Below are 21,326 nucleotides of genomic sequence, written 5' to 3'. Positions count from 1 at the left end.
AGGGAGGTTCCTCCTGAGTGGCAGTCTCAAAATGCAGGCCATTTACTAATGTTACATTTCTCCATCTTATGATATACTTTTTTTAAAACAAAGTCATCAGACGACCTGATCTATTTTCGTTGAGGGGGAACTCTTTCATGCTTCATGACACGGTCAAAATCAAGCTGCGCGCCATCGTGGGCGAGCGGTGGTTCAAAGATGATCCGGAATCGTTAATTACGCATTCCTACGATGGAACGCCAATGCTGCAATCACTGCCGGATGGCGTGATCTATCCTGAGAATACGGCACAGGTGTCGGCCATATTGAAGCTGCTGCAGGAGCACCGCATCCCGGTTGTCAGCCGCGGTTCAGGTACGAATCTATGCGGCGGAACGGTACCGGTTGAAGGCGGCATCGTCATGGTGATGCACCGAATGAACCGTATCTTGGAGGTGGATCTCGAGAATCTCACAGCTACCGTGCAGCCTGGCTTGAATACGAAGCAGTTTATTACGCATGTGGAGCAGCTTGGCCTATTCTATCCGCCGGATCCGAGCAGCATGGCGATTTCGACGATCGGCGGCAATATTGCCGAGTGCTCGGGCGGGCTTCGCGGCTTGAAATACGGAACGACGAAGGATTACGTGATCGGCCTTGAAGCCGTGCTCGCGAATGGCGAAATCCTTCGTACCGGCGGCAAGCTGATGAAGGATGTTGCCGGCTATGATCTGACGAAGCTGCTGGTTGGTTCGGAAGGAACGCTTGCGGTTATTACGGAAGCGACGCTGAAGCTGATCCCGCCGCCGAAGACGAAGAAGACGATGCTGGCGATGTATAAAGATTTGTATGGCGCGGCGCGTACCGTTTCAAAGATTATCGAGAACCGCATTATTCCGGCGACGCTGGAGTTTCTGGATAATCCGACGATCCGAGTCGTGGATGATTTTGCGAAGTTGGGGCTTCCGCTTGATATGGATGCGATTCTGCTCATTGAGCAGGATGGCGATCCGGAGATGGTGGAGCGTGATATTGCGCGTATCGCGGATATTTGCCGGAGCGAGAATGCGGAGCGCGTCACGATAGCGGAGAACGAAGCGGAGGCGCTGAAGCTGCTGACTGCGCGGCGCAGTGCTTTTACGGCGCTGGCAAGACTGCGTCCGACGACGATTCTGGAGGATGCAACGGTGCCGCGCTCGAAGATCGCCGAGATGGTGCTCGCGATTAACGAGATTGCGGAGCGGCATAACGTGACCATCTGTACGTTTGGCCATGCGGGGGATGGCAATTTGCATCCGACTGCTACAACCGACGCGCGCGATAAGGATGAAATACACCGTGTGGAGCTGGCTTTCGAGGAAATCTTTGAGGCCGCAATTGCGCTCGGCGGCACGATCACGGGCGAGCATGGCGTTGGCCTTGTGAAAGCACCGTATTTGGAATGGAAAGTAGGCGCGGCAGGCATGGAGATCATGCGCGCGATCAAGACGTCTTTTGATCCGAACAACATTTTGAACCCGGGCAAAATGTTCGCGAAATCGACGCGCAAAAGGGTGGTGCTCGGCCATGGCTAACTCCCTTGTCTCCCTGCTGGACTCCAAGGAAATCGGCAAATGCAGTGAGCTCGCGACGACGCTGAAGCGTACGCTTGATTATGATCAGCTCACCAATTGCATGCGCTGCGGCTTTTGTTTGCCGGCGTGTCCGACCTTCCGCGAAACGGGCATTGAAGCGGAATCGCCGCGTGGACGAATCGCGCTTATGAAAGCGGTGGCTGACGGAATCATGGATCCGGACTACGCTTTCGAGACGCAGATGAATCATTGCTTGGGCTGTCGTGCTTGTGAGCCGGCTTGTCCGGCGGATGTGAAATACGGGCAGCTGCTGGAGCAGGCACGCGATTCCATCGAGCAGCATACGACGAGCCACCGCTGGTGGGTGAAGGCAGCACGGAAGACTGCATTTAATGGAATGTTCCCCCATCAGAAACGAATGCGCCTGCTTGGCGGAGCACTGCAAATCTATCAGCAGTCCGGTTTACGGAAGCTCGTTCGCGGCGTCGGGCTCATGAAGCTGTTTCCTTCCCATATGGGGCAAATGGAGAGCATCCTGCCGGATGCCTCGTATCGCGGTGTTGTGGAGCAGATCGGCTCCTTCCATCCGGCGAAAGGCGAGCGGGTGGGCACTGTCGGCTTGTTCCGGGGCTGCATTATGGATGTGCTGTTCACGGAAACGAACAAGCATACCGTTGAACTGCTGAATGAAGCGGGCTTCGACGTCGTTATTCCCGAAACGCAAAATTGCTGCGGCGCGCTGCATGCGCACAGCGGCGAGCAATCAGGTGCGAAGGAGCTGGCCAAGCGCAACATTAAGGCGTTCCAATCCGCAGGCGTCGATTGGATCGCTTCCAATGCCGGCGGCTGCGGCGCGCTGCTTGTGGAATATGACCATCTGCTGCACGATGATCCGCAGTGGGCGGAAGGCGCGGCTTGGTTTGCGAAGCGCACGTTAGATGTGAGCAAGCTGCTCGTCGAGCATGGCCGCTTGCAGACTGCGGCGACGCAGGCCATGGCGGCGAGCAAGGCTGCCGCCGCGCCGAGCTGTGGCGGAGGCAGCGCGAAGCCGGGGAGTGATGCGGTTGCCGTCAGTGCCGGCGGCAGCAGCGTGGCGATTGCCGGCACCGCCAGCGCGGCAGCGGCCGAAACCGCCGCCGGAGGCGGATGTGGCGGCTCTTGCGGCGGCGGTGTTAGCTTCGCTTCCGCGGACAAGGTCCGCATAACGTACCAGGATTCCTGCCATCTGCGCAACGCGATGCGCTCCTCCGAAGCGCCGCGCAAGCTGATGCGCAGCGTGGCGAATGCGGAGTTCGTCGAGCTCCACGAAGCTGACCGCTGCTGCGGCTCGGCAGGGATCTACAACTTGACGCAGCCGGATATGGCCGGCCAAATTCTCGATCATAAGATGGAGCATGTGAAGCAAACAGATGCCCATTACTTGCTCACGAGCAACCCGGGTTGTCTGCTGCAGATGAAGCTCGGCATCGAGAAGCATGGCATGAGCGGCAAGATGGAAGCCGTGCATCTGGTTGATTTTCTGCATGAGCGGATATGTAAGTCGGAATAATCCTATAAAGAAACAGTCCGGGCTTCAAAGTCGTCCCGGACTGTTTTTTCTGCAATTAATAGGTCACTCACATCTGCCAATGAGGAAATAATCCTCGACGTGAGCATAGTCTCTGGTGGCTGAAACGGCAACAGCAACGTTACTGCCCCCGATTCCGCTTGCCTCGATACGAACGCCGAAGACATTGACCCCCGCATATACATTGTCCAGCGTATAGCTGGAGTTGGGTTCTCCGATCGGATTTAGCGATACCACCTTCATGACATATGGGATTTTCTCACTGGATCCGCTACCGGACGGCATGATTTGATACACTTCTATTGCAGCAACAGCAGGCTGTGGATTGGTGGTGAATACACAAATCGCAAGACTTGTGATTTGTGGGATTTGACTGTTCGGGATGGGACCGGAATCATAGATAGGCATAACTCGTCCTCCTTCATATCATGTGACTATTACTAGTTACTATATGGTAGTGAGACAAGTTTGGTTATAGATAACTGGCTAATTAATAGAAAAACAAGCCCCTGATCAGGATCAGCGGGGCGGAATACTCTAACGAACCGTACGGCGCTTATTTGGTCAATTATGGATCCGAAAACATGCTAACGAACCGTAGGGCTCTATTTGACGGTTTTGGCGTAGTTGGGAGCCGATTATCCCCAAATAACGCCTCTACGGTTCGTTAGATTCTCGAAGCCTCGAAATTCGGCCCAATATCGCCCCCACGGTTCGTTAGATTTTCGCGGGATGCAAATGAGGAGTGCGAGAGGAGGGGGGGACTCTAAATTAACGCTTTGATGTGTTAATTTAGATAAAAAAATGGCCGTCGAGACTTTATCGACAGCCTGAAACCCCTGATCAGGATCAGGGGCTTGCGTTATATTTTACGATTAGATCCACCAGCCGTTATCCTTCTCATCCAGCAGCTCCGCGGAGACCTCGTTCCATTGGAACGAAGTCTCTTCACCGCCTAACACCCAGCGGCTTGGACATGTCGTGCGAAGCCAGTCCAGCGGCTCGCCGACCGGCAGCGGCTGAGCGGCCAGTTCGAAAGCGGCGCGCAGCGCGAGCTCCTGCTCCTTTGTGACGATGGCCGGATCGGCCGAGACGAACAGCGGAGTGCCGCTGCCTGCAAGCAGTCGCAGCCATTCTCGGTTATTCGCCCATGGCACGTCCTTCGTTAAGCCGAGGCAATCCGCATCGTGGCTGTAGAAGGTGCCATGCTGCGCCATGCGAAAAGCCATCGTATTCACGCCCATGTAACGAGTCCGCTCCCACCAGCGTCCGCTTGTATCATCACCGGTTCGCTGAATCTCGAACAGTCCGGCAGAGAGATGGCTGAAGGTATTGCAGCCAATGACATCCGCTTGTCCCGATGCTTCGGCAATTGTACGGTACAACGCGAGCGTAATCTCGGCGGTAGTCCGAGAACGATCACTGAAGGCGTAAGGCAGTGCATGCGGCTTTGATTTCATCGTGAATCCCCACTGACCGAGCATGTCGTACGTCGTGAAATCATGCTTCAGCATATCGAATCCGTAGCCTACCATTCGTTCTACCGATTCGCGAATATGTGCCAGTACGTCCGGATTACTAGGATCGAGCACGCTGCTTCCGGTTGCGGCTTCCTTATAACGTATCCACTCTGAAGGTACGTTCTCCGTCGTCAGGAGCGGGCGGAACCAAAGTCCGGGCTTCACGCCGATTTCTTTCATTTCACCGGCTAGTCGTGCCATGTCAGGAAATTTGCTGTTGCCGAACCATGGCCCTCCATTACAGGTGCCTCCGTTATCTTTGGCGGACTGCCAGCCATCGTCAATGACCATATAAGGACGATTGCGTGTGTTCGAGGATAATGAAGAAATAAACCGTGAATCCTCCAGAATCTCCCTATGCGAGCTTTCTCCATAGGCATAGTACCAGTTATTCCCGCCATAAACAGGCTGCTTCGGCATCAAAGGATTATCGCACATCATGGCGCAGAAACGCCTTGCTGCAGTGAATGGCGTCTCGTCCAGCGTGCCCGGATCATAGATGATATCGGCGACAGCAAGTGTACGCGCACCAAGAGATACGCCGCCGCTGCCGCTTGTGACATCAGCAGTGAACGTTATGCCATCGGAATCGAGCTGCCAGTAGCAGAGCGAATTTGCCCCCGTCTTCACACCGTAGCCGGCTGTGCGCAGCCCATCGTGAGCGAGAAAATACCAAGGCATCACGCGCTCCGGCACAATACCTCGCCATTCCAAGTCCCCGTAACCGCGCTCCCAGTGATCGCCGAGAATGAGCAGATTTCCTGCCGGTGCTTCGTTCCAGCGCAGTTTGATTGTGCGCACGGGTATAACAGGTGCTTCCAGCTCAAGCGAAATGACATTCCCTGTGCGTTTCAACGTGAGTGCCAGGCCTGCCGCTTCCCATCTCTCTGCTCCGGCGTGGGCTAGTGTCTGCCACTTGTCCTCCGTTCGAATGACAATCGCGCTTGGTTCGCCTGACAATATCATAGCGGTCAAAGTATTGCCTCCTTATGTAATCGATTTATGGTTCTATTCTAATACGGATAACCCCTCCCGGCATACACATAAGTAACAACCGGAGTGGGGTGGTAGGCGTGGAAGCTTTCAAGTCATTTCTGACCAAACTTCTGATCCTGCTCTTTACGCTGTTGTTCATCTATCCTGCGATTCTATTCGCGATGTTGGTGTTGGGATTTACGGATTCATGGAAGTCGGGAACTGTTATGCTCGTATCGGCATTGCTGCTTCGCTTTATCTTAAAACGCGAGGTCGCAAAGCTTCCTCCCATTCGCAGATTGAAAAATGAGCAGTTGAGCAGCTTCCAGGGTGTTTATAATGACGAGGAGTCTCCGCCGCAGCTCAGTGATATCTACTATGATATTGCCGCAAAGTTGAAAGAACAGGAAGAGATTGTTCGAATCGTAAATCAGTTGAACGAAAAGCCGGGCTCCAAGTAAGCTGCAAACGCCAAGCGAGAGCATGCATGAAGCTCAGGTGAGGTGTTTTTTTTGCGCTTCCAATTGTTTACAAACGCGTGAACGGTTTCTTATAATGGAGTAACCTGACTAAAGGTGGGGAGTGAAATTCTGTTGAAACGTTACGTGTTCACAATTGTTGTGGCGTGTATCATGATTTGTTTGGCCATACTCGCCTATTGGGATGTGTATCGGCCGCGGATTGGCCCAGTAGGCAATGGGCCGGATGATGCTGCCGTTCTAAGAGCATTAATCCTTCGATTAATATCTTCTGTGAGCGTATTAATCGTTGGCATTATTGGTTTATATGCGTATAAGAAGAAATCGTAACGAAAGTGGGTTCAGCTGCACATGGATCACTTGTCCAATTACCGTCACGTTCAATCGATCGCGAAAGCAACAATGAATGATTTGCATGTGGGCCACACGATTGAGTTCCATAGGGATGATCGAAAATATTTCGAGCAGGGAAACACGATGAAGCTCAGTGAAGCGATTCTGTTCACTTTTGAGCCGCATATCAGCCGAATGGATGGCGAGTATGGGTTCAAGCGGGAGGATATCTATTATTTTCATAATGGCAAGCTTGCTTGCTTATGAGAGTGGGCGGCTGTTGAAGCTGCTTTTTTGCGTTGGTGGCCTACTTTATAAAATCTTAAAGCTGGATGTGATTGACAGCTTCGCTTTCGACTGATTATACTGTATATATGAGTATACACAGTATGAAGAGTGGAGGCGAATAAGACGATGACGAGCTTTCAGGGTGCATGGAGATTACTACGATTTGAAGGAAGCCGTTCCTGGGTCGGACTGCTGCTCACGATCGTGATTGCTAGTTATATGGCCGTTCTCATGCAGCCTTTTTTTGATGATTTGCTTGTACAAGGAGATAAAGTCGGCAATGGCTTGGGATCTGAATTTGTTTATTTGTCCGTGCTGCCTACCATGGGGTTTCTCATGAATCGAAGTGTTCTGCAATGCTGGGGAAGAGATACGTATACGCGAAACATTGCTTATCTGCGCACGATGCCGATTAGCTGGAATATGATCATTTTGGCTAGAATGCTGCAGTTTGTGATTGTATTGTCCATTGTTGTATTGTATTTCTTCACCTTACAATATGCAGCACTAAATGAGCTTCGCGAGCTGATGTCGCCAGGTGAGTATGTCATCTTCTCGTTTATCTGGTATGGCTATGCAATGATGGCGGGAGCGACCTATATATTCTTCGAGGCAACTTGTAAGGGGCGAATCTATGTTGTCATCTGCATCGGCTATTTACTGCTTTACGCCTTTATCGGCTTTGCGTTATGGCTGACAGATACATATTTGATGATTAGAATCATCAACGTATCTCGTGAATATTCCATTCTCTGGCCGATTCTTTCGGTGCTCATGGGGATAGTGGTTTCCACGCTGGTCGGCCTACTGATTCGGAAACGAAATACGAAACGCAATTTGCTGGAATAGCGTAATGAAGCGAGAGAAGGTGTGAACGGTGTGGATACCCATTCAGCTGAATGAACATAGTGCAGAGCCGTTATACCATCAGATCGAGGTGCAGCTCCGTGCATTCATTGTCAGTGGCCAATTGCCGGAAGGCACGCTGCTTCCATCCATACGTGAATTAGCGCAGCAGACCAAGTGCAGCGTCATCACCGTTCGGCGCGTGTATCAGGATTTAGAGAATGAAGGACTGCTTCGCACTCGGCAGGGAACGGGGACATTTGTTGCAAAGGTAGACACGGATTCACGAGACCGCCAGCGGCGAACCGCGGTTATGGAGGCCATGGAGCAGGCGGCGGATGCGGGGCTTCGCGTACATTTTAGCGATGAAGAGCTGGTCGATATGCTGCTGGACGTGCTGCGTAGGAAGCGGGAATCAAGCGCTGCGGCATTACTTCATGGTGGGGAGGCAGACAAGGATGAGTGATGCTGCTGTTAAGATTTCAGGAATGGTGCAGCGCAGGCCGAATTTTGAGCTGGGTCCAATCGATCTGGTCATTCCGAGCGGCTTCGTGACGGCAATAGTGGGTCCTAACGGCTCGGGGAAGAGCTCGCTGTTTCGGCTGCTGCTGGATCTTGCCAAACCGGATGCCGGGCAAATCGAGCTGTTGGGCGAGCAGGTCGGGCTTGGGAATGATACGAAGCTGAAGGCGAGAATTGGTTATATGCCGGAGCAACCAGTCGATCTGGAGGATAGGCTGCGCGGGAATCAGAAGGCGGATTTCGTCAGACAGTGGTACCCAAAGTGGGATGTTCACCTGTATCAGGAGCTGCTGCGCCGCTTCGAGGTAGACCCTGCGATCAAGCTGGGCAAAATGTCTAAAGGGATGCGCAGGAAATTCGATCTATCCCTCACGTTGGCGCATCATCCGGAGCTGCTGCTGCTTGATGAACCTTCCTCAGGTCTTGATCCGATCGCTTGGAAGACCATGATCGATGTGCTGCATCGTTATATGGAGCATGGCAATCGGACCATTCTAATGGCTTCTCATATTGTTGATGAAGTCAGGCGGCTTGCCGATTATATTGTGTTTGTGGTGCAGGGCAAGGTACTTGGGATTTATGAGAAGGATACGCTGTTAAGTGCATGGCAGGTGATGTACATCGATGCCGCTGGAACCAAGGTCAATTGGAAGCAGATGCCCGGTTACCGGCATGCGAGCATCTCGGGCGGAACTACTTACAAAGTGGTAACAGAAGATGCATTGCAGGCAGAAAGATGGCTGGCAGAGCAGAAGCTGGGATTCATCAGCAAGCAGAAGCTGGAGCTCGATGAGATTTTGCTGCATCATATCGAACATGCGAGAGGAGTTTTGTAGAAGATGAACGCGTTGTCGCTTGAACATGTTTTTAAGCAATATGGGGACAAGACAGCTGTTAATGGGATCAGTTTCGAGGTTGCACAAGGAGAGATTTATGGATTGCTCGGTGCCAACGGAGCAGGCAAAACAACAACGATGCGTATGGTGCTCGGCCTGATCTATCCGGATTCCGGCAGCATTCGATATGATGGCAAAGCTTATGGGAAAGAACTGCTGAAGGGACTCGGCTATTTGCCGGAGGAACGCGGTCTGTACCCGAAGGTGAAGGTGTCCGATCAGATCCTCTATCTCGCACAGCTGCGCGGCATGTCTAAGCGGGATGCCGACCAGAACTTGAAGCGCTGGCTGGATCGATTCGGCGTACCGGAGTACTATGGCAAGAAGGTAGAGGAGCTGTCCAAGGGGAACCAGCAGAAAATCCAATTCATCGCCGCTGTCATCCACCATCCGCGCATCGTCATTATGGATGAAGCGTTCAGCGGATTGGACCCGGTTAACGTGGAGCTGCTCAAGTCGACGGTTAAGGAATTACGCGATGCCGGTTCATGTATCTTGTTCTCGACGCACCGGATGGAGCATGTTGAGGAGTTGTGCCGCAACATTACGATTTTGCATAAATCGAATACGGTCCTTCAAGGTAATCTGAAAGCCCTCAAGAAGCAGTTTCCGCGGGAACGTATTATCCTGGCAACCGATGGCGACGTTACCGGACTTGACGCGATCGGCGGTGTCATGAATGTGATAAGACATGAGTACGGCTATGAGCTGTTCATCAATGATGAGGCGGCTGGCCGCCCGGTATTGGAGCTGGCGATGGCGCAAACCGGCGTGAATCGCTTTGAAATATTGGAACCGACGCTCAATGAAATCTTTATTAAGACGGTAGGTGAGAGCCATGAATAGCGGATTCTGGACGGTTGTCGGTTTTACGGCGAAGAATAAAGTAAGAGGGAAGGCTTTTCTCGTCACGACCCTTATCATTGCAGTCATCATGAGTATTGTCATCAATTTACCTTACATGATCGATAAGTTCAGCGGCGAAGGGAAGCCGACTGCAGTTGGCTACTTGGACAGCACGAGTGAGAAGTTGAAATCGCAGTTGTTCACCTCCACTCGTATTGCGAGCATGTTGAATGACTATTATGGGAAACAGGAGAAACCTGAACTGAAGCTCGTGCCGATTGCTGATGCCGGTTCGGCGGAGGCCAATGAGAAAGCGATGAAGCAGGCTGTGGCCGATGATGTCATTCATGGCTATATTGAGTTCTCGCCGGGTAAGGAGAGCGGTTTCCCTGCGATTACCTATAAATCCGAGAGCTTGATGGAATCGAAGGTGTCCTCATCGTTGTCTACTGCGCTCCAGGTCGTCAAAATGGAAGCGGTCATTGGCGGAGGCGGACTGAGCGATGATGTGAAGGCGCTCCTAACGAAGCCAATTGAGCTCGATTCCGTGCAAATTTCAACGGTGGAAGGCGCTGGATCGATCGGTCAAGGGAAAACGAAAGCACAGCAGGGAATGGATTTCGGAACGGTATACGTGATCATCATCATGCTGTTCATGTCGATCATGATCAGCGGCCAAATGATTGCCAGCGAAATTACGGCCGAGAAGAGTTCTCGCGTCATGGAGATTCTCATTACGAGCGTTTCGCCGCTCAAAGCAATGTTCGGCAAAATTTTCGGGATGTTCCTCGTGGTACTGCTGCAGATGGCGATATACGTCATAGTCATCGTGATTAACATGACCTTGCCGCAGAATGCGGATAAGCTCGGCGATCTGGGCATCTCGCTAAGGGATGTCGATCCGGTTCTCGCCACATATGCTCTGGTGTTCTTCCTGACGGGTTACTTCCTATTCGCTACGCTGTTCGCGGCCGTCGGCTCCATTGTCAGCCGTACGGAGGATCTAGGGCAAGCGGTACTGCCAATCACCATGCTGTCGCTTGCGGGCTTCTATATCTGCATCTTCGGCGGCATGAACAATCCGGGATCGATGCTCATGAAGATCTGTTCGTTTATCCCGTTCTTCGCGCCGTATGCCATGGTTTCAAGGCTCGGCCTGTCCGACCCGCCACTCTGGCAAGTATGGCTGTCGATTGCGACGCTGCTGGCTTCGATTCTTGTCTTCGGCTGGCTGTCCGCGAAGATTTACCGCGCAGGCGTGCTGATGTATGGCAAGAAGCCGTCGCTTAAGGAGCTTGGCAAGGCGATGCGTGCTTATAAGTAAGCGGAGCAGTTACGTTAATTATATTGTGGGTAACGTCTACAAATGAGACTGATATCACTAACTGATGAGATTTCTAATACTTAATATTGAGACTACCTATAAAAAGTCAGTTAGATCATCCCTTGATCTAACTGACTTTTTGCTTTAAAAATAAGTGTTGCCAATGGATTGGTCCGAAAAATCATACTGTTTAGTGAACAGCTAGTAGAGCTCTAGTTTATCCTCCCATTCATTTTGCTTACATATTGCTTCGGCGTACATCCATTGAATCGCTTGAATAGCTCGTAGAAATGAGCCATATTTTCGATCCCTACGGCCTCGGCAATTTCGTTCACACTGCGGTTTTCGGTAACGAGCAGTCGTTCCGCTTTAGAAATTCGTTTCTGATTAACATAATCCGTAAAGGACGATCCCATCTTCTTTTTAAAATACTTCGAAAAATAGGAGTAGCTCATGCCAGCAAGTTGACTGGCCACTCCCATGTCTATTTTCTCTGTCAAATGTTCATCCACATAGGTGACGAGCGATCGAATCACGTCTACATCCGCATCCACATGCGACTGTGACGTTAACAGCTCCCGCGTATCATAGCGAAGAAGCATCAACAACAAATACTTGATATGCATACTAACCGCGATTTCGTAGCCCTTCTTTTTATCCATAACCTCTTCATGTGTTTCGGAAATCATCCTTGCAATGTCTTTTCTCACATGTTCGTTTTCCTGGAAAATGTAATTCAGCTTCTCTAAGGGATGAAGGATCTCCAGGAAATGCCGATAGTACATCATCATGGCCGGATCGAAAAAGGGTCGGAAGTCAATGTGAAGCACAATGTAACTGAGATCGTTGTCACTGAGCTTTCTTCCAGTGTGCAGTTGAGAAGATCCAATTACCATCACATCTCCTCCATGAAGCGTGTAGGTATGATTCGGTGTTTGAATTTCGTGGGTACCCTTCTCGACCAATATGAACTCAACCTCATTGTGATAATGCCAGGTATTTGAGCTCGTCCGCTCTTTACTTGAATCCGTGAACCTCCACACTTTCATGCAGAGTGAAGGGTTTTGATAAGGAATCGGTTCTTTGAAAATATGCATGTATAGCTCGGCACCACACTTTCAGCAAGCACGAATATGGATATAAAAAGCATAAATGCCCGCATTTCGGATAAGCGACAATGTGTATATCATATAACGTAGTTAGTCGTTATGAAAGATGAAAATAAGGAGTGAAGCAGTATGAAAGTAGCTATTGTCGGTTGCGGGGGGCTCGGAAATGTGCACGCCCGCGGTTACATGAATATCCCAGATGTAAAGCTGGTAGGCGTCTGCGATATCGATTTCAGTTTAGCGCAAGAACTATCCAATAAAACGGGAGCAACGGCTTTTGCCTCATTTGAATCCATGCTGCGAGAAATAGAATTCGATATTCTCAGCGTGACATTACCTAGCTATTTACATAAAGAATTTACATTGAAAGCAGCCGCCGCCGGCAAGCATGTGATCTGTGAAAAACCGCTTGCGTTACATCTCGAAGATGCCGCAGAGATGATCCGCAGTTGTGAACAGCATGGAGTTCGGCTTTTTGTCGGACATGTTGTCCGATTTTTCCCCGAATACGTTCAAATGAAGCAAGTGATCGATGATGGGAAACTAGGACGCGTTGGTGTAGTCCATGCCAAACGCATTGGCTCTCACCCCGGACGTTGGTTCTTTGATGATGATAAAAGCGGTGGCGTTATTACCGATCTCATGATTCACGATATTGATTTCTTCCGTTGGGCGATAGGGGAAGTCAAGTCTGTCTATGGCTTTAACCAACGTGTGAATGACATTGATTACGCATTGGTTACGCTATTATTCGAAAGCGGAGCCGTTGCGAATCTGGAAGCTTTCTGGGGCTATCAGGGTCCTTTCCAAACAGCTGTAGAAATCGCTGGAAGCAAAGGCATTATTCGCAGCGACAGTCAGAAAAACAGCTCCTTGCAAATTTGCAAAGCGCCTTCCGACTCGGAAGACCGACGTTTCGCAGAAGTACCTCAAAGTCCAGGATTCACTAGCCCCTATAACTTGGAATTAGCACATTTTATTCAATGCATACGAGAAGGCACGGAACCAATCGTAACTGAGAACGATGCCTATAAAGCGTTAGAAATTACCCAAGCTGCACTGGAATCTGTACGAACAGGTAAATGTATCCAGCTGCAACGGGGCAGGGCGCTAGGAGAGGTGACACCATGAAGAGATTAAAAGTAGGTATGATTAGCTTTGCTCATGGCCATGCTCACTCGTATTTGAATGCACTTAGGGCAATGGCCAATGTCGAAGTCGTTGGCATCGCAGACGAGCTTTATAGCCGCGTTGAGAACGTTATCAGCAAATACGAGCTGCCTTATTTTGAGAAGTATCAGGATTTGCTGGCCGCAGATGTGGATGCGGTTGTGATCTGTGCGGAAAACACTCGCCATGCAGAGATCACCATAGCAGCAGCGAAATCTGGTAAGCATGTGCTTTGTGAAAAGCCTCTTGGCCTCTCCGTTACAGAGATGGAAGCCATGATTGCTACGTGTAAAGAAAACGGAGTCCAGCTTATGACGGCGTTTCCCTGCCGCTACCTGGCAGCTGTTATTAAAGCGAAAGAAGCCATTGATCATGGCCAGATTGGCGATATCTTAGCTATTAAGGGAACTAATCGCGGTTCACTTCCTTCAGGCTGGTTTCTTCAAAAAGAGCTTTCCGGCGGCGGCGCTTTATTAGATCATACCGTTCACGTCATGGACTTAATGAATTGGTTTACCCAGTCTGAAGTGAAAGAAGTATACGCCTACGCTGCCACGTTATTTCACGAAAAGATCGATATTGATGATGCCGGAATGATCCATGTCAAATTCGCAAATGGGGCTGTTGGCGTTTTGGACACAAGCTGGTCACGGAACCCCGTCTTCCCTACGTGGGGAGATGTCACCATGACGGTCATTGGGACAAAGGGGACACTTTCGATCGATGGTTTTGCGCAAAAAAATGACCTGTATAGTGAAGAAACTGGCAAAGGTGTATGGACCTATTGGGGAGACTCCATGGATGATCTCTTAGTAAAATCCTTTGTCCATGCCTTGCTGAATGGCGAACAGGTGCCAATTACAGGAGAAGATGGCTTGCGTTCAACGATTGTTGCGTTAGCTGGATACAAATCAGCAGCGTTTGGGCAACCGGTATCTTTAGAGTAAACATTAAGACCGGAATTCCTTGGGAAACAGAGGATTCCGGTTTTTTTTTTATTGATGCGGATACGAAAAAGAGAATACGAAATATGGCAAGTTGTCGGATTGAGCAAAATTAAAGAATAGAGAGAAGGAAAGATCATGAAAACATTGACAGCTGTACTTGTTGGAGCAGGATCCCGTGGTGCTCGAAGCTATGCGCCTTACGCACTCGATTACCCGCATGAATTGAAGATTGTCGCAGTAGCCGAGCCGGATAAAGAAAGACGCGAGAAGTTTGCGCAAGATCATCAAATACACGCAGAACTATGCTTTGCTTCTTGGGAAGAAGTGCTCGAGCAGCCGCAATTAGCGGATATTATGATGATTTGTACGCAGGATCGTATGCACCATGAGCCGACGATTCAGTCTCTCAATAAAGGCTATCATGTTCTACTCGAGAAACCGATGTCGCCAGACCCGCGAGAATGCATCGAAATGGAGCAGGCGGCAAAGCGAAACAATCGTTTGCTGACGATTTGTCACGTGCTGCGTTATACCCCCTTCTGGTCAACGGTTAAACGGATTATTGATGAAGGACGAATTGGCGAAGTGGTATCCATTCAGCTGAACGAAAACGTTGGCTATTGGCATATTGCACACAGTTTCGTTCGCGGCAACTGGAACAACTCCGATACGTCAAGTCCGATGATTCTGTCGAAATCCTGCCATGACATGGACATATTATCCTGGCTGATGGACCAGCCATGCGTTCGAGTCAGCTCGTATGGCTCGTTGATGCATTTTCATTCTGGCAATGCGCCGGAAGGCTCTACGGATCGTTGTTTGGATGGCTGCGCAGTGGAAGCGCAATGCCCTTATTCGGCGCCGAGATTCTATCTAGGCGATGGCAAGGGCTGGGCTTGGCATTTCACACAGGATGCCAGCAGAGAAGCGATCGTAAAAAGACTGCAAACGTCCCCCTATGGGCGGTGTGTGTATAAAGCTGATAATAATGTGGTGGACCATCAGGTTGTGAACATGGAGTTTGCGAACGGTTCCACGGCTACCTTCAGCATGTGTGGATTCACAATGGAGCAGGAAAGGGTCATCCAAATCATGGGCACGAAGGGTCAAATTAGCGGCCATGACGATAAAATCATCGTGCACGATTTCGTAACGAAAGAGAAGAATGAAATTTCAATTCATGTACCTAGCAGCGGCAACGGCGGTGGGGATGCAGGGGTTATGAGCAGCTTCATAAGCGAAGTCCGCACGTATATAGGTGGGGAAAGCTTGACGTCCGCAACGGCTTCGGTACGCAGTCACTTGATGGCGTTTGCGGCGGAGGAATCACGTTTAAACAAAGGGAGATCCATCGAGATTGCTGAATTCGCCAAACAAATTATGGATGCGACTTCCGTTCGTAAGGATTAATCCATTGGTTATAGGGAAACAAGTAAATAATCGTATATAAAGTAAAAACGGGTAAATAGATTTTCATTGCCCTGAGCTCTATCATTATTAATGAAGTCGGATTAATATTGAGAATCATTTAGGGGGACACACACAATGAAGATGTGGAAGAGAACAACGGCTTTTGGTGTTGTCGCATGTACGCTTGTGCTTTCAAGTGCTTGCAATTCCGGTACCACGGGAGAAACAAATAGCACGTCTAACCCAACGTCAACTGATAGTTTAGGGAAAAAAGTAGTCGAGTTGACGACAGTTCGCAGTAATCCATCCGATATTAAATGGGATCAAGGTGAGTCGATGGACAAAAACTCCGTTTACGACGCCTACGAAAAAGATTTGGGTATTCGTATTAAGAATTTGTGGGTTGCAGATTCGAAACAGTTTGAACAAAAGCTTAACATGATGATTGCATCCAATGATATTCCCGATTTCTTCTCTGTTAATGACCAGGTTCAACTGCAACAATTGATTGATGCCGATATGATTATGGATTTGACTACAGTATTTGATAAATACGCCAGCGACGAAACCAAAGAGCATTTTACGAAAGATGGCGGGGTTCAGATGAAATCCGCAAAAGTAGATGGTAAATTGCTTGCAATACCGCTTACGGACAGCCCATATAACTCGTCGAATTATCTATGGGTTCGTAAGGATTGGTTGACCATGCTGAATCTGCCCGAGCCTAAAACGATGCAGGATGTACTGAAAATTTCCGAGGAATTTACGAAAAAGGATCCTGGAGGGACTGGGAAGTCATACGGTCTCACATTGCACAAAGAACTTTTTGATGATTATGGAATCACCGGATTTATGAACGGTTACCATTCCTATCCAGGAATCTGGCTGAAAGATGCGGACGGTAAGCTCGTTTATGGTAGTATTCAACCTCAGACAAAAGTGGCTTTGAAACAACTGCAGGATATGTATAAATCAGGTCAAATCGATCCGGAATTTGGTACGAAGGATCCGGATAAAGAAAATGAACTGGTTGCAGCTAATAAAATTGGGATGGCTTACGGTGGTTTCTATTTAAGCGCGTGGCCATTAGCAAGTGCAGCGATCAAAGACAACAAATTGGTTCAGGATTGGCAAGTATATGGACTGCCATCGGTTGATGGAACTGTTGCCAAAACACAGATCGGTTTAGGCGTTAACGGGTATGTGGTTGTTTCGAAAAACTGCAAAAATCCGGAAGCAGTCATTCAAATGATAAACCAGTGGGTCAAAGTACAGCTCAAAATGACGGATAAAGAGAAGGTGTACTATAACGGGAAAGAACTTGAAGATAAAGGTAAGCTCTATTTCAAAGCCAATCCGATCCGCGTTTTAGCACAGGATGGTTATATTCAAGCGGGTACTACGCTTCCTAAAGCCATTGAGTCGAAAGATCCTAGTGGTTTGAATAATGATCCAGACTTGATCAATCGTTACAATGCGGCACAAAACTATTTGAATGGTGACATTAGCGGCTGGTTGCACTGGATGATCGCCAAGCCAAGTGGATCCTTCTCGATCATGACGCAATATTCGAAGGAAAATCGATTTGAGCAGGATCAATTCTTTGGAGCACCTACACAAACGATGCAGGATAAAAAAGGGATACTGGTTGCAAAAGAGAAGGAGATATTCACTAAAATCGTTATGAATCAAGTATCCGTCGATGAATTCGACAAGTTCGTGACCGAATGGAAAAACCTCGGCGGTGAGGAGATCACGAAGGAAGTCAACGATTGGTATGCGAAGCAAAAATAACGAAAGCTCGTTATAACGATATGGGAGGGGCAACCCTCCTATCGTTTTTCTATTCGCTATTAGATCATCAATGAGGTGAAACATATGTTGGGTAAAAGGTTGATCCGTGAGTGGTCGCTGCATCTGATGATTTTTCCAAGTGTCATCCTTCTTTTTATTTACAGCTACATCCCCATGTTTGGTATTACGATTGCATTCGAAAAGTTTATTCCCTCGAAAGGGATCTTACATTCACCCAAGGTTGGATGGAAGAATTTTCAGTTTTTTCTAGAGTACCCCGATATTCAACGTGTATTATTCAATACGATTAGCATCGCCCTAATGAAAATGGTGGCTGGTTTGATTGTGCCGCTGATCGTATCCCTTTTGTTGAACGAGATCCGTAAGGTACTGTTCAAGAGAGTATTTCAAACACTCGTTTATTTGCCGCACTTTTTGTCATGGGTACTGCTCGGAGGTATTTTGATCGATATTCTTTCACCTTCGACGGGGATTGTGGCGAAGGTGCTAGGCATGCTGGGAATCGATCCGATTTACTTTCTGGGGAACAATCAATGGTTTCCTTTTGTTATCGTAATATCTGACGTTTGGAAAGAGTTTGGTTTCAGTACAATTGTTTATTTGGCAGCGCTAACATCAATTAATCCTTCTTTATATGAGGCTGCCTCGATGGATGGTGCAGGAAGATGGAAGCAAACATGGCATATTACACTGCCAGGTATGCTGCCCGTCATTATCTTATTAGCGACATTAAGCTTAGGTAATGTACTGAATGCTGGTTTTGACCAAATTTTTAATTTGTATAGCCCGCAAGTGTATGAGAGTGGAGATATTATTGATACACTCGTCTATCGACTTGGCATGGAACAGTTCCAATATGGTGTAGCGACGGCGATCGGTCTAATTAAATCGCTCGTATCTCTGGTTTTCATTTCGCTTTCGTATTTCCTTGCTTACCGGCTAGCGAATTACAGAATATTTTAAAGAGGAGTCGCCTTATGATACATCAACTAACGCGGAGCAGATCGCTTTTCTTGATTATAAATTATATCTTTCTTGGCGCGCTCTCCTTGCTATGTATTCTACCCATGATTCATATACTTGCTTTATCCTTTAGCTCGGGCGCAGCTGCTTCGTCAGGGTCAGTTTCCCTATGGCCCGTTGAATTTACGACTGCAGCTTATCAAAATATTTTTAACAAACCGCAGTATTTCACAGCGTTCTTAGTTACGATGAAAAGAGTGCTGCTAGGCACGTCCATCAGTATGCTGTTAACTGTGCTGGCGGCGTACCCCTTATCCAAGGAGTCCAGTCATTTTCTCTTTCGAACTGGCTATGCCTGGTACTTTGTAATTACGATATTGTTTAGCGGCGGCTTGATTCCGTGGTATATGACGATCAAATCCACAGGACTTTTGGATACGATTTGGGCGCTTATTTTGCCTGGAGCTGTACCGGTGTTTAATGTCATTCTGTTGCTTAACTTTTATCGTGGTTTACCTAAAGAATTGGAAGAGTCAGCTAAAATAGACGGCGCTAACCATTTTGTTACTTTGTTTAAAATCTATCTGCCGCTATCTGCCCCCGCGCTAGCGACGATTGGCTTGTTTACGATTGTAGGACATTGGAACAGTTGGTTTGACGGGCTCGTGCTGATGAACCGCCCCGAACATTACCCGCTGCAAACTTTTTTGCAGACAGTCATTATTAAGAAAGATTTCAGATTCATCTCCGCGGATGATCTCGATATGTTGAGACTATCTGATCGAACGAGTACAGCCGCACAAATTTTTGTTGCAGCCGTACCTATTCTGATCATATACCCGTTCTTGCAGCGCTTTTTTACAAAAGGAATAGTAATGGGAAGTGTGAAGGAATAAGTGAGTTCAGGATGGCAGCCATTCAGATATTCATTGCTTAAGCTTATGCGCTCATGACATAATTAGCGTGGAAATTGTGATTCCGAGTATGGGTTGAGCGGGTGTGGATATTATGAACATAATGAAAAAGTTGGAATCGTTGAAAACTCCTTCTATTTTTATAAAGCTGTTTCTTACTTTTTTCCTGGTTATTACGCCTCTTTATCTAATTACCTTGCGAATTAACGTGAAGGGATCGGACGGAATCCGATACGAAATGTCGGAGTCTATGAAGGCCAGAACGGATTATTTTATGAATATGCTGGAGAGTGAGATTGGTCGAATTTCGGATTCACTTCCCGAATATGTCGTCGATCAGGATCTTCGGAAACTAAGTTCGATTGGTGATGAAATTAGTCAGTACGAACGAATAGAACTTGTAAACGCGCTGCAAAGACGGCTGTACTTAATGAAGTATTCCAGCCTGTATATAGCCGCTGCCAAAGCTTACATCCCCTTGATCGGAAGGACGGTCACGCAAGCTGATTACGATGAAGGTATCAATGAGCCGGAATTCGAAGCATTGAGGAAGCAGAATAGCGGCGGCCCAATCATTTACTGGCACGATCGATTGTTTCTGAGTCTGGCGTATCCGGCGAATGTGAAACGAAGCCCATTGTTCGTGCTCGGCATCGAACTGTCGATTAAGCAGATACAAGACATGCTATACTCCGTAGCAAGACCCGGTCAAGGGAATGCAGTACTTATTAATTTGAAGCAGAATTGGGAGATTAGCGATCAGGGGAACAAAACCGAGGTTGAGGAAATAAAGTCGTTTTTACAAAGCCAGCAGGACAAGGGAATTCAGAGCGACTTGACGACCATGAGCCTTAATAAGGAGCGAACCATCGTATCTTATCGATTTTCACCCGCGATCAATACCTATCTCGTGACGTTTACACCAGAAGCATATATGCTCGGTCCGATGACAACTCTCAAAAACTGGTTTTGGGTGATGTCCAGCGTTTCCGTCATCATCATCATATTCTTTTCCTACTCCATTAATAAAGTGATCCTGCGTCCGATGAGGAAGCTTATTTATGCCTTTAATCGAACGTGGGACGTTCACACGTATCCAGTCTTGCCGACCAATCGCAATGATGAGTTCGGTAATTTATACCGGGGATTTAACAAAATGGTAGAACGGTTAAGATGCTTGATCCAGGAGGTTTATGAGCAGGAAATCAGAAGTCAACGATCAGAATTGAAGCGACTGCAGTCACAAATCAATCCGCATTTTTTATATAATTGCTTCTTCGTCATGTCTCGGTTGATCAAGAGAGTAGATACGGAACAAGCCTATCAATTCTGTATGAATATGGGTAACTATTTCCAAATCGTAACGCGCGACAAGCCGGATGAAATTCCGTTTCAACTAGAAATCAATCATGCTCGCACTTATGTGGATATCCAGACTGTTTGTCTAGGCGATCGCATAAAAGTCGAGTTTCAGATACCTGAATGGATCGTAAACGAAGGGACCGTCATTCGCTTTGTCCTTCAGCCAATCATCGAGAACGTGTACAAGCATGTTTTTGAGCATCAAGAGGGCGATGGGAATCTATGGATTCATTTTGAAAAGAACGTCGATGAGATTCTCATGCATGTGGAGGACGACGGCAATGGTTTGGGTGATTCCATGATCGAACTATTGAACGGGAAAATCACCAATGAGATGGATGAAATCGATAGCTCGATCGGCATCGTAAACGTTCACAGACGCATTCAATTACGTTACGGGGAGGACTGTGGCCTTACTTTTGCAAGATCTCGTCTTGGCGGACTGCACGTGCAGATTAAGCTTAGGACATGACAGGGAGGGGAATCA

The 21,326-nt window shown here is 48.3% G+C and carries 20 protein-coding genes; 17 read left to right on the top strand and 3 right to left on the bottom strand.

Annotated elements, in window-relative coordinates:
* Positions 1-137: 137 nt before the first annotated feature.
* Positions 138-1,553 (top strand): glycolate oxidase subunit GlcD, encoded by a 1,416-nt coding sequence (glcD, locus tag AC506A_RS28185; protein ID WP_495464335.1) that lies wholly within the window; start codon positions 138-140, stop codon positions 1,551-1,553.
* The gene (locus tag AC506A_RS28180; protein ID WP_495464334.1) at positions 1,546-3,102 is read left to right on the top strand and encodes a (Fe-S)-binding protein; all 1,557 of its coding nucleotides are present in this window, start codon (positions 1,546-1,548) and stop codon (positions 3,100-3,102) included. The genes glcD and AC506A_RS28180 overlap by 8 nt, the downstream gene beginning before the upstream one ends.
* A 63-nt stretch (positions 3,103-3,165) precedes the next feature.
* Here the strand turns inward: AC506A_RS28180 and AC506A_RS28175 are convergent, their stop codons facing one another.
* Both AC506A_RS28175 and AC506A_RS28170 read right to left on the bottom strand, forming a co-directional pair.
* Positions 3,166-3,528 carry a hypothetical protein gene (locus AC506A_RS28175; RefSeq protein WP_495464333.1) on the bottom strand — a complete coding sequence of 121 codons (363 nt, stop codon included), beginning with the start codon at positions 3,526-3,528 and terminating at the stop codon, positions 3,166-3,168.
* Between the two features lie 467 nt (positions 3,529-3,995).
* Positions 3,996-5,606 (bottom strand): alpha-amylase family protein, encoded by a 1,611-nt coding sequence (locus AC506A_RS28170; protein WP_495464386.1) that lies wholly within the window; start codon positions 5,604-5,606, stop codon positions 3,996-3,998.
* Positions 5,607-5,713: 107 nt separating this feature from the next.
* On the opposite strand from AC506A_RS28170, the gene AC506A_RS28165 reads away from it, so the two are divergent.
* From AC506A_RS28165 to AC506A_RS28130, 8 genes are all read left to right on the top strand, one after another.
* Positions 5,714-6,076, top strand: coding sequence for a hypothetical protein (locus AC506A_RS28165; protein WP_495464332.1), 363 nt, complete (start codon positions 5,714-5,716; stop codon positions 6,074-6,076).
* Between the two features lie 132 nt (positions 6,077-6,208).
* On the top strand, positions 6,209-6,424 hold the full coding sequence (locus tag AC506A_RS28160) for a hypothetical protein (protein WP_495464331.1): 216 nt from the start codon (positions 6,209-6,211) through the stop codon (positions 6,422-6,424).
* A gap of 21 nt (positions 6,425-6,445) precedes the next feature.
* A complete protein-coding gene (locus tag AC506A_RS28155; protein WP_495464330.1) occupies positions 6,446-6,694 on the top strand; it encodes a hypothetical protein in 249 nt (82 codons plus the stop codon).
* Between the two features lie 147 nt (positions 6,695-6,841).
* Positions 6,842-7,564 carry a hypothetical protein gene (locus AC506A_RS28150; protein ID WP_495464329.1) on the top strand — a complete coding sequence of 241 codons (723 nt, stop codon included), beginning with the start codon at positions 6,842-6,844 and terminating at the stop codon, positions 7,562-7,564.
* 28 nt (positions 7,565-7,592) lie between these two features.
* Complete coding sequence (locus tag AC506A_RS28145; protein ID WP_495464328.1) at positions 7,593-8,027, top strand: GntR family transcriptional regulator; 435 nt, start codon at positions 7,593-7,595, stop codon at positions 8,025-8,027.
* Positions 8,020-8,919: an ABC transporter ATP-binding protein gene (locus tag AC506A_RS28140; protein ID WP_495464327.1), complete on the top strand. Its 900-nt coding sequence runs from the start codon at positions 8,020-8,022 to the stop codon at positions 8,917-8,919. The genes AC506A_RS28145 and AC506A_RS28140 overlap by 8 nt, the downstream gene beginning before the upstream one ends.
* A gap of 3 nt (positions 8,920-8,922) precedes the next feature.
* On the top strand, positions 8,923-9,825 hold the full coding sequence (locus AC506A_RS28135) for an ABC transporter ATP-binding protein (protein WP_495464326.1): 903 nt from the start codon (positions 8,923-8,925) through the stop codon (positions 9,823-9,825).
* A complete protein-coding gene (locus AC506A_RS28130; RefSeq protein WP_495464325.1) occupies positions 9,818-11,149 on the top strand; it encodes an ABC transporter permease in 1,332 nt (443 codons plus the stop codon). The genes AC506A_RS28135 and AC506A_RS28130 overlap by 8 nt, the downstream gene beginning before the upstream one ends.
* Positions 11,150-11,361: 212 nt before the next feature.
* On the opposite strand, the gene AC506A_RS28125 is transcribed toward AC506A_RS28130, so the two are convergent.
* Positions 11,362-12,198 carry a helix-turn-helix domain-containing protein gene (locus tag AC506A_RS28125; protein WP_495464385.1) on the bottom strand — a complete coding sequence of 279 codons (837 nt, stop codon included), beginning with the start codon at positions 12,196-12,198 and terminating at the stop codon, positions 11,362-11,364.
* A 189-nt stretch (positions 12,199-12,387) separates the two neighbouring features.
* On the opposite strand from AC506A_RS28125, the gene AC506A_RS28120 reads away from it, so the two are divergent.
* The 7 genes from AC506A_RS28120 to AC506A_RS28090 all read left to right on the top strand — a co-directional run bounded on the left by AC506A_RS28120 (position 12,388) and on the right by AC506A_RS28090 (position 21,311).
* A complete protein-coding gene (locus tag AC506A_RS28120) occupies positions 12,388-13,389 on the top strand; it encodes a Gfo/Idh/MocA family protein (RefSeq protein WP_495464324.1) in 1,002 nt (333 codons plus the stop codon).
* Complete coding sequence (locus AC506A_RS28115) at positions 13,386-14,375, top strand: Gfo/Idh/MocA family protein (RefSeq protein WP_495464323.1); 990 nt, start codon at positions 13,386-13,388, stop codon at positions 14,373-14,375. The genes AC506A_RS28120 and AC506A_RS28115 overlap by 4 nt, the downstream gene beginning before the upstream one ends.
* A gap of 135 nt (positions 14,376-14,510) precedes the next feature.
* On the top strand, positions 14,511-15,785 hold the full coding sequence (locus AC506A_RS28110) for a Gfo/Idh/MocA family protein (protein WP_495464322.1): 1,275 nt from the start codon (positions 14,511-14,513) through the stop codon (positions 15,783-15,785).
* A gap of 135 nt (positions 15,786-15,920) precedes the next feature.
* Positions 15,921-17,579, top strand: a complete 1,659-nt coding sequence (locus AC506A_RS28105; protein ID WP_495464321.1) for an extracellular solute-binding protein — start codon at positions 15,921-15,923, stop codon at positions 17,577-17,579.
* Positions 17,580-17,663: 84 nt separating this feature from the next.
* Complete coding sequence (locus AC506A_RS28100) at positions 17,664-18,563, top strand: ABC transporter permease (RefSeq protein ID WP_495464320.1); 900 nt, start codon at positions 17,664-17,666, stop codon at positions 18,561-18,563.
* A gap of 14 nt (positions 18,564-18,577) precedes the next feature.
* The gene (locus AC506A_RS28095; protein WP_495464319.1) at positions 18,578-19,459 is read left to right on the top strand and encodes a carbohydrate ABC transporter permease; all 882 of its coding nucleotides are present in this window, start codon (positions 18,578-18,580) and stop codon (positions 19,457-19,459) included.
* 112 nt (positions 19,460-19,571) lie between these two features.
* A complete protein-coding gene (locus tag AC506A_RS28090; RefSeq protein ID WP_495464318.1) occupies positions 19,572-21,311 on the top strand; it encodes a sensor histidine kinase in 1,740 nt (579 codons plus the stop codon).
* The last annotated feature ends 15 nt before the right edge of the window (positions 21,312-21,326 follow it).

The organism is Paenibacillus sp. N22P23, assembly GCF_059383735.1.
Note: the sequence above shows the minus strand (reverse complement) of the source record. Positions and strands in the feature narration are given on the sequence as shown.

What these genes read in the sequence shown, in the direction of transcription:
- glcD (WP_495464335.1), top strand. Translation starts at nt 138, where the DNA reads ATGCTTCATGACACGGTCAAAATCAAGCTGCGCGCCATCGTGGGCGAG.
- AC506A_RS28180 (WP_495464334.1), top strand. Translation starts at nt 1,546, where the DNA reads ATGGCTAACTCCCTTGTCTCCCTGCTGGACTCCAAGGAAATCGGCAAA.
- AC506A_RS28175 (WP_495464333.1), bottom strand. Translation starts at nt 3,528, where the DNA reads ATGCCTATCTATGATTCCGGTCCCATCCCGAACAGTCAAATCCCACAA.
- AC506A_RS28170 (WP_495464386.1), bottom strand. Translation starts at nt 5,606, where the DNA reads ATGATATTGTCAGGCGAACCAAGCGCGATTGTCATTCGAACGGAGGAC.
- AC506A_RS28155 (WP_495464330.1), top strand. Translation starts at nt 6,446, where the DNA reads ATGGATCACTTGTCCAATTACCGTCACGTTCAATCGATCGCGAAAGCA.
- AC506A_RS28150 (WP_495464329.1), top strand. Translation starts at nt 6,842, where the DNA reads ATGACGAGCTTTCAGGGTGCATGGAGATTACTACGATTTGAAGGAAGC.
- AC506A_RS28140 (WP_495464327.1), top strand. Translation starts at nt 8,020, where the DNA reads ATGAGTGATGCTGCTGTTAAGATTTCAGGAATGGTGCAGCGCAGGCCG.
- AC506A_RS28135 (WP_495464326.1), top strand. Translation starts at nt 8,923, where the DNA reads ATGAACGCGTTGTCGCTTGAACATGTTTTTAAGCAATATGGGGACAAG.
- AC506A_RS28130 (WP_495464325.1), top strand. Translation starts at nt 9,818, where the DNA reads ATGAATAGCGGATTCTGGACGGTTGTCGGTTTTACGGCGAAGAATAAA.
- AC506A_RS28125 (WP_495464385.1), bottom strand. Translation starts at nt 12,198, where the DNA reads ATGAAAGTGTGGAGGTTCACGGATTCAAGTAAAGAGCGGACGAGCTCA.
- AC506A_RS28120 (WP_495464324.1), top strand. Translation starts at nt 12,388, where the DNA reads ATGAAAGTAGCTATTGTCGGTTGCGGGGGGCTCGGAAATGTGCACGCC.
- AC506A_RS28115 (WP_495464323.1), top strand. Translation starts at nt 13,386, where the DNA reads ATGAAGAGATTAAAAGTAGGTATGATTAGCTTTGCTCATGGCCATGCT.
- AC506A_RS28110 (WP_495464322.1), top strand. Translation starts at nt 14,511, where the DNA reads ATGAAAACATTGACAGCTGTACTTGTTGGAGCAGGATCCCGTGGTGCT.
- AC506A_RS28105 (WP_495464321.1), top strand. Translation starts at nt 15,921, where the DNA reads ATGAAGATGTGGAAGAGAACAACGGCTTTTGGTGTTGTCGCATGTACG.
- AC506A_RS28100 (WP_495464320.1), top strand. Translation starts at nt 17,664, where the DNA reads ATGTTGGGTAAAAGGTTGATCCGTGAGTGGTCGCTGCATCTGATGATT.
- AC506A_RS28095 (WP_495464319.1), top strand. Translation starts at nt 18,578, where the DNA reads ATGATACATCAACTAACGCGGAGCAGATCGCTTTTCTTGATTATAAAT.
- AC506A_RS28090 (WP_495464318.1), top strand. Translation starts at nt 19,572, where the DNA reads ATGAACATAATGAAAAAGTTGGAATCGTTGAAAACTCCTTCTATTTTT.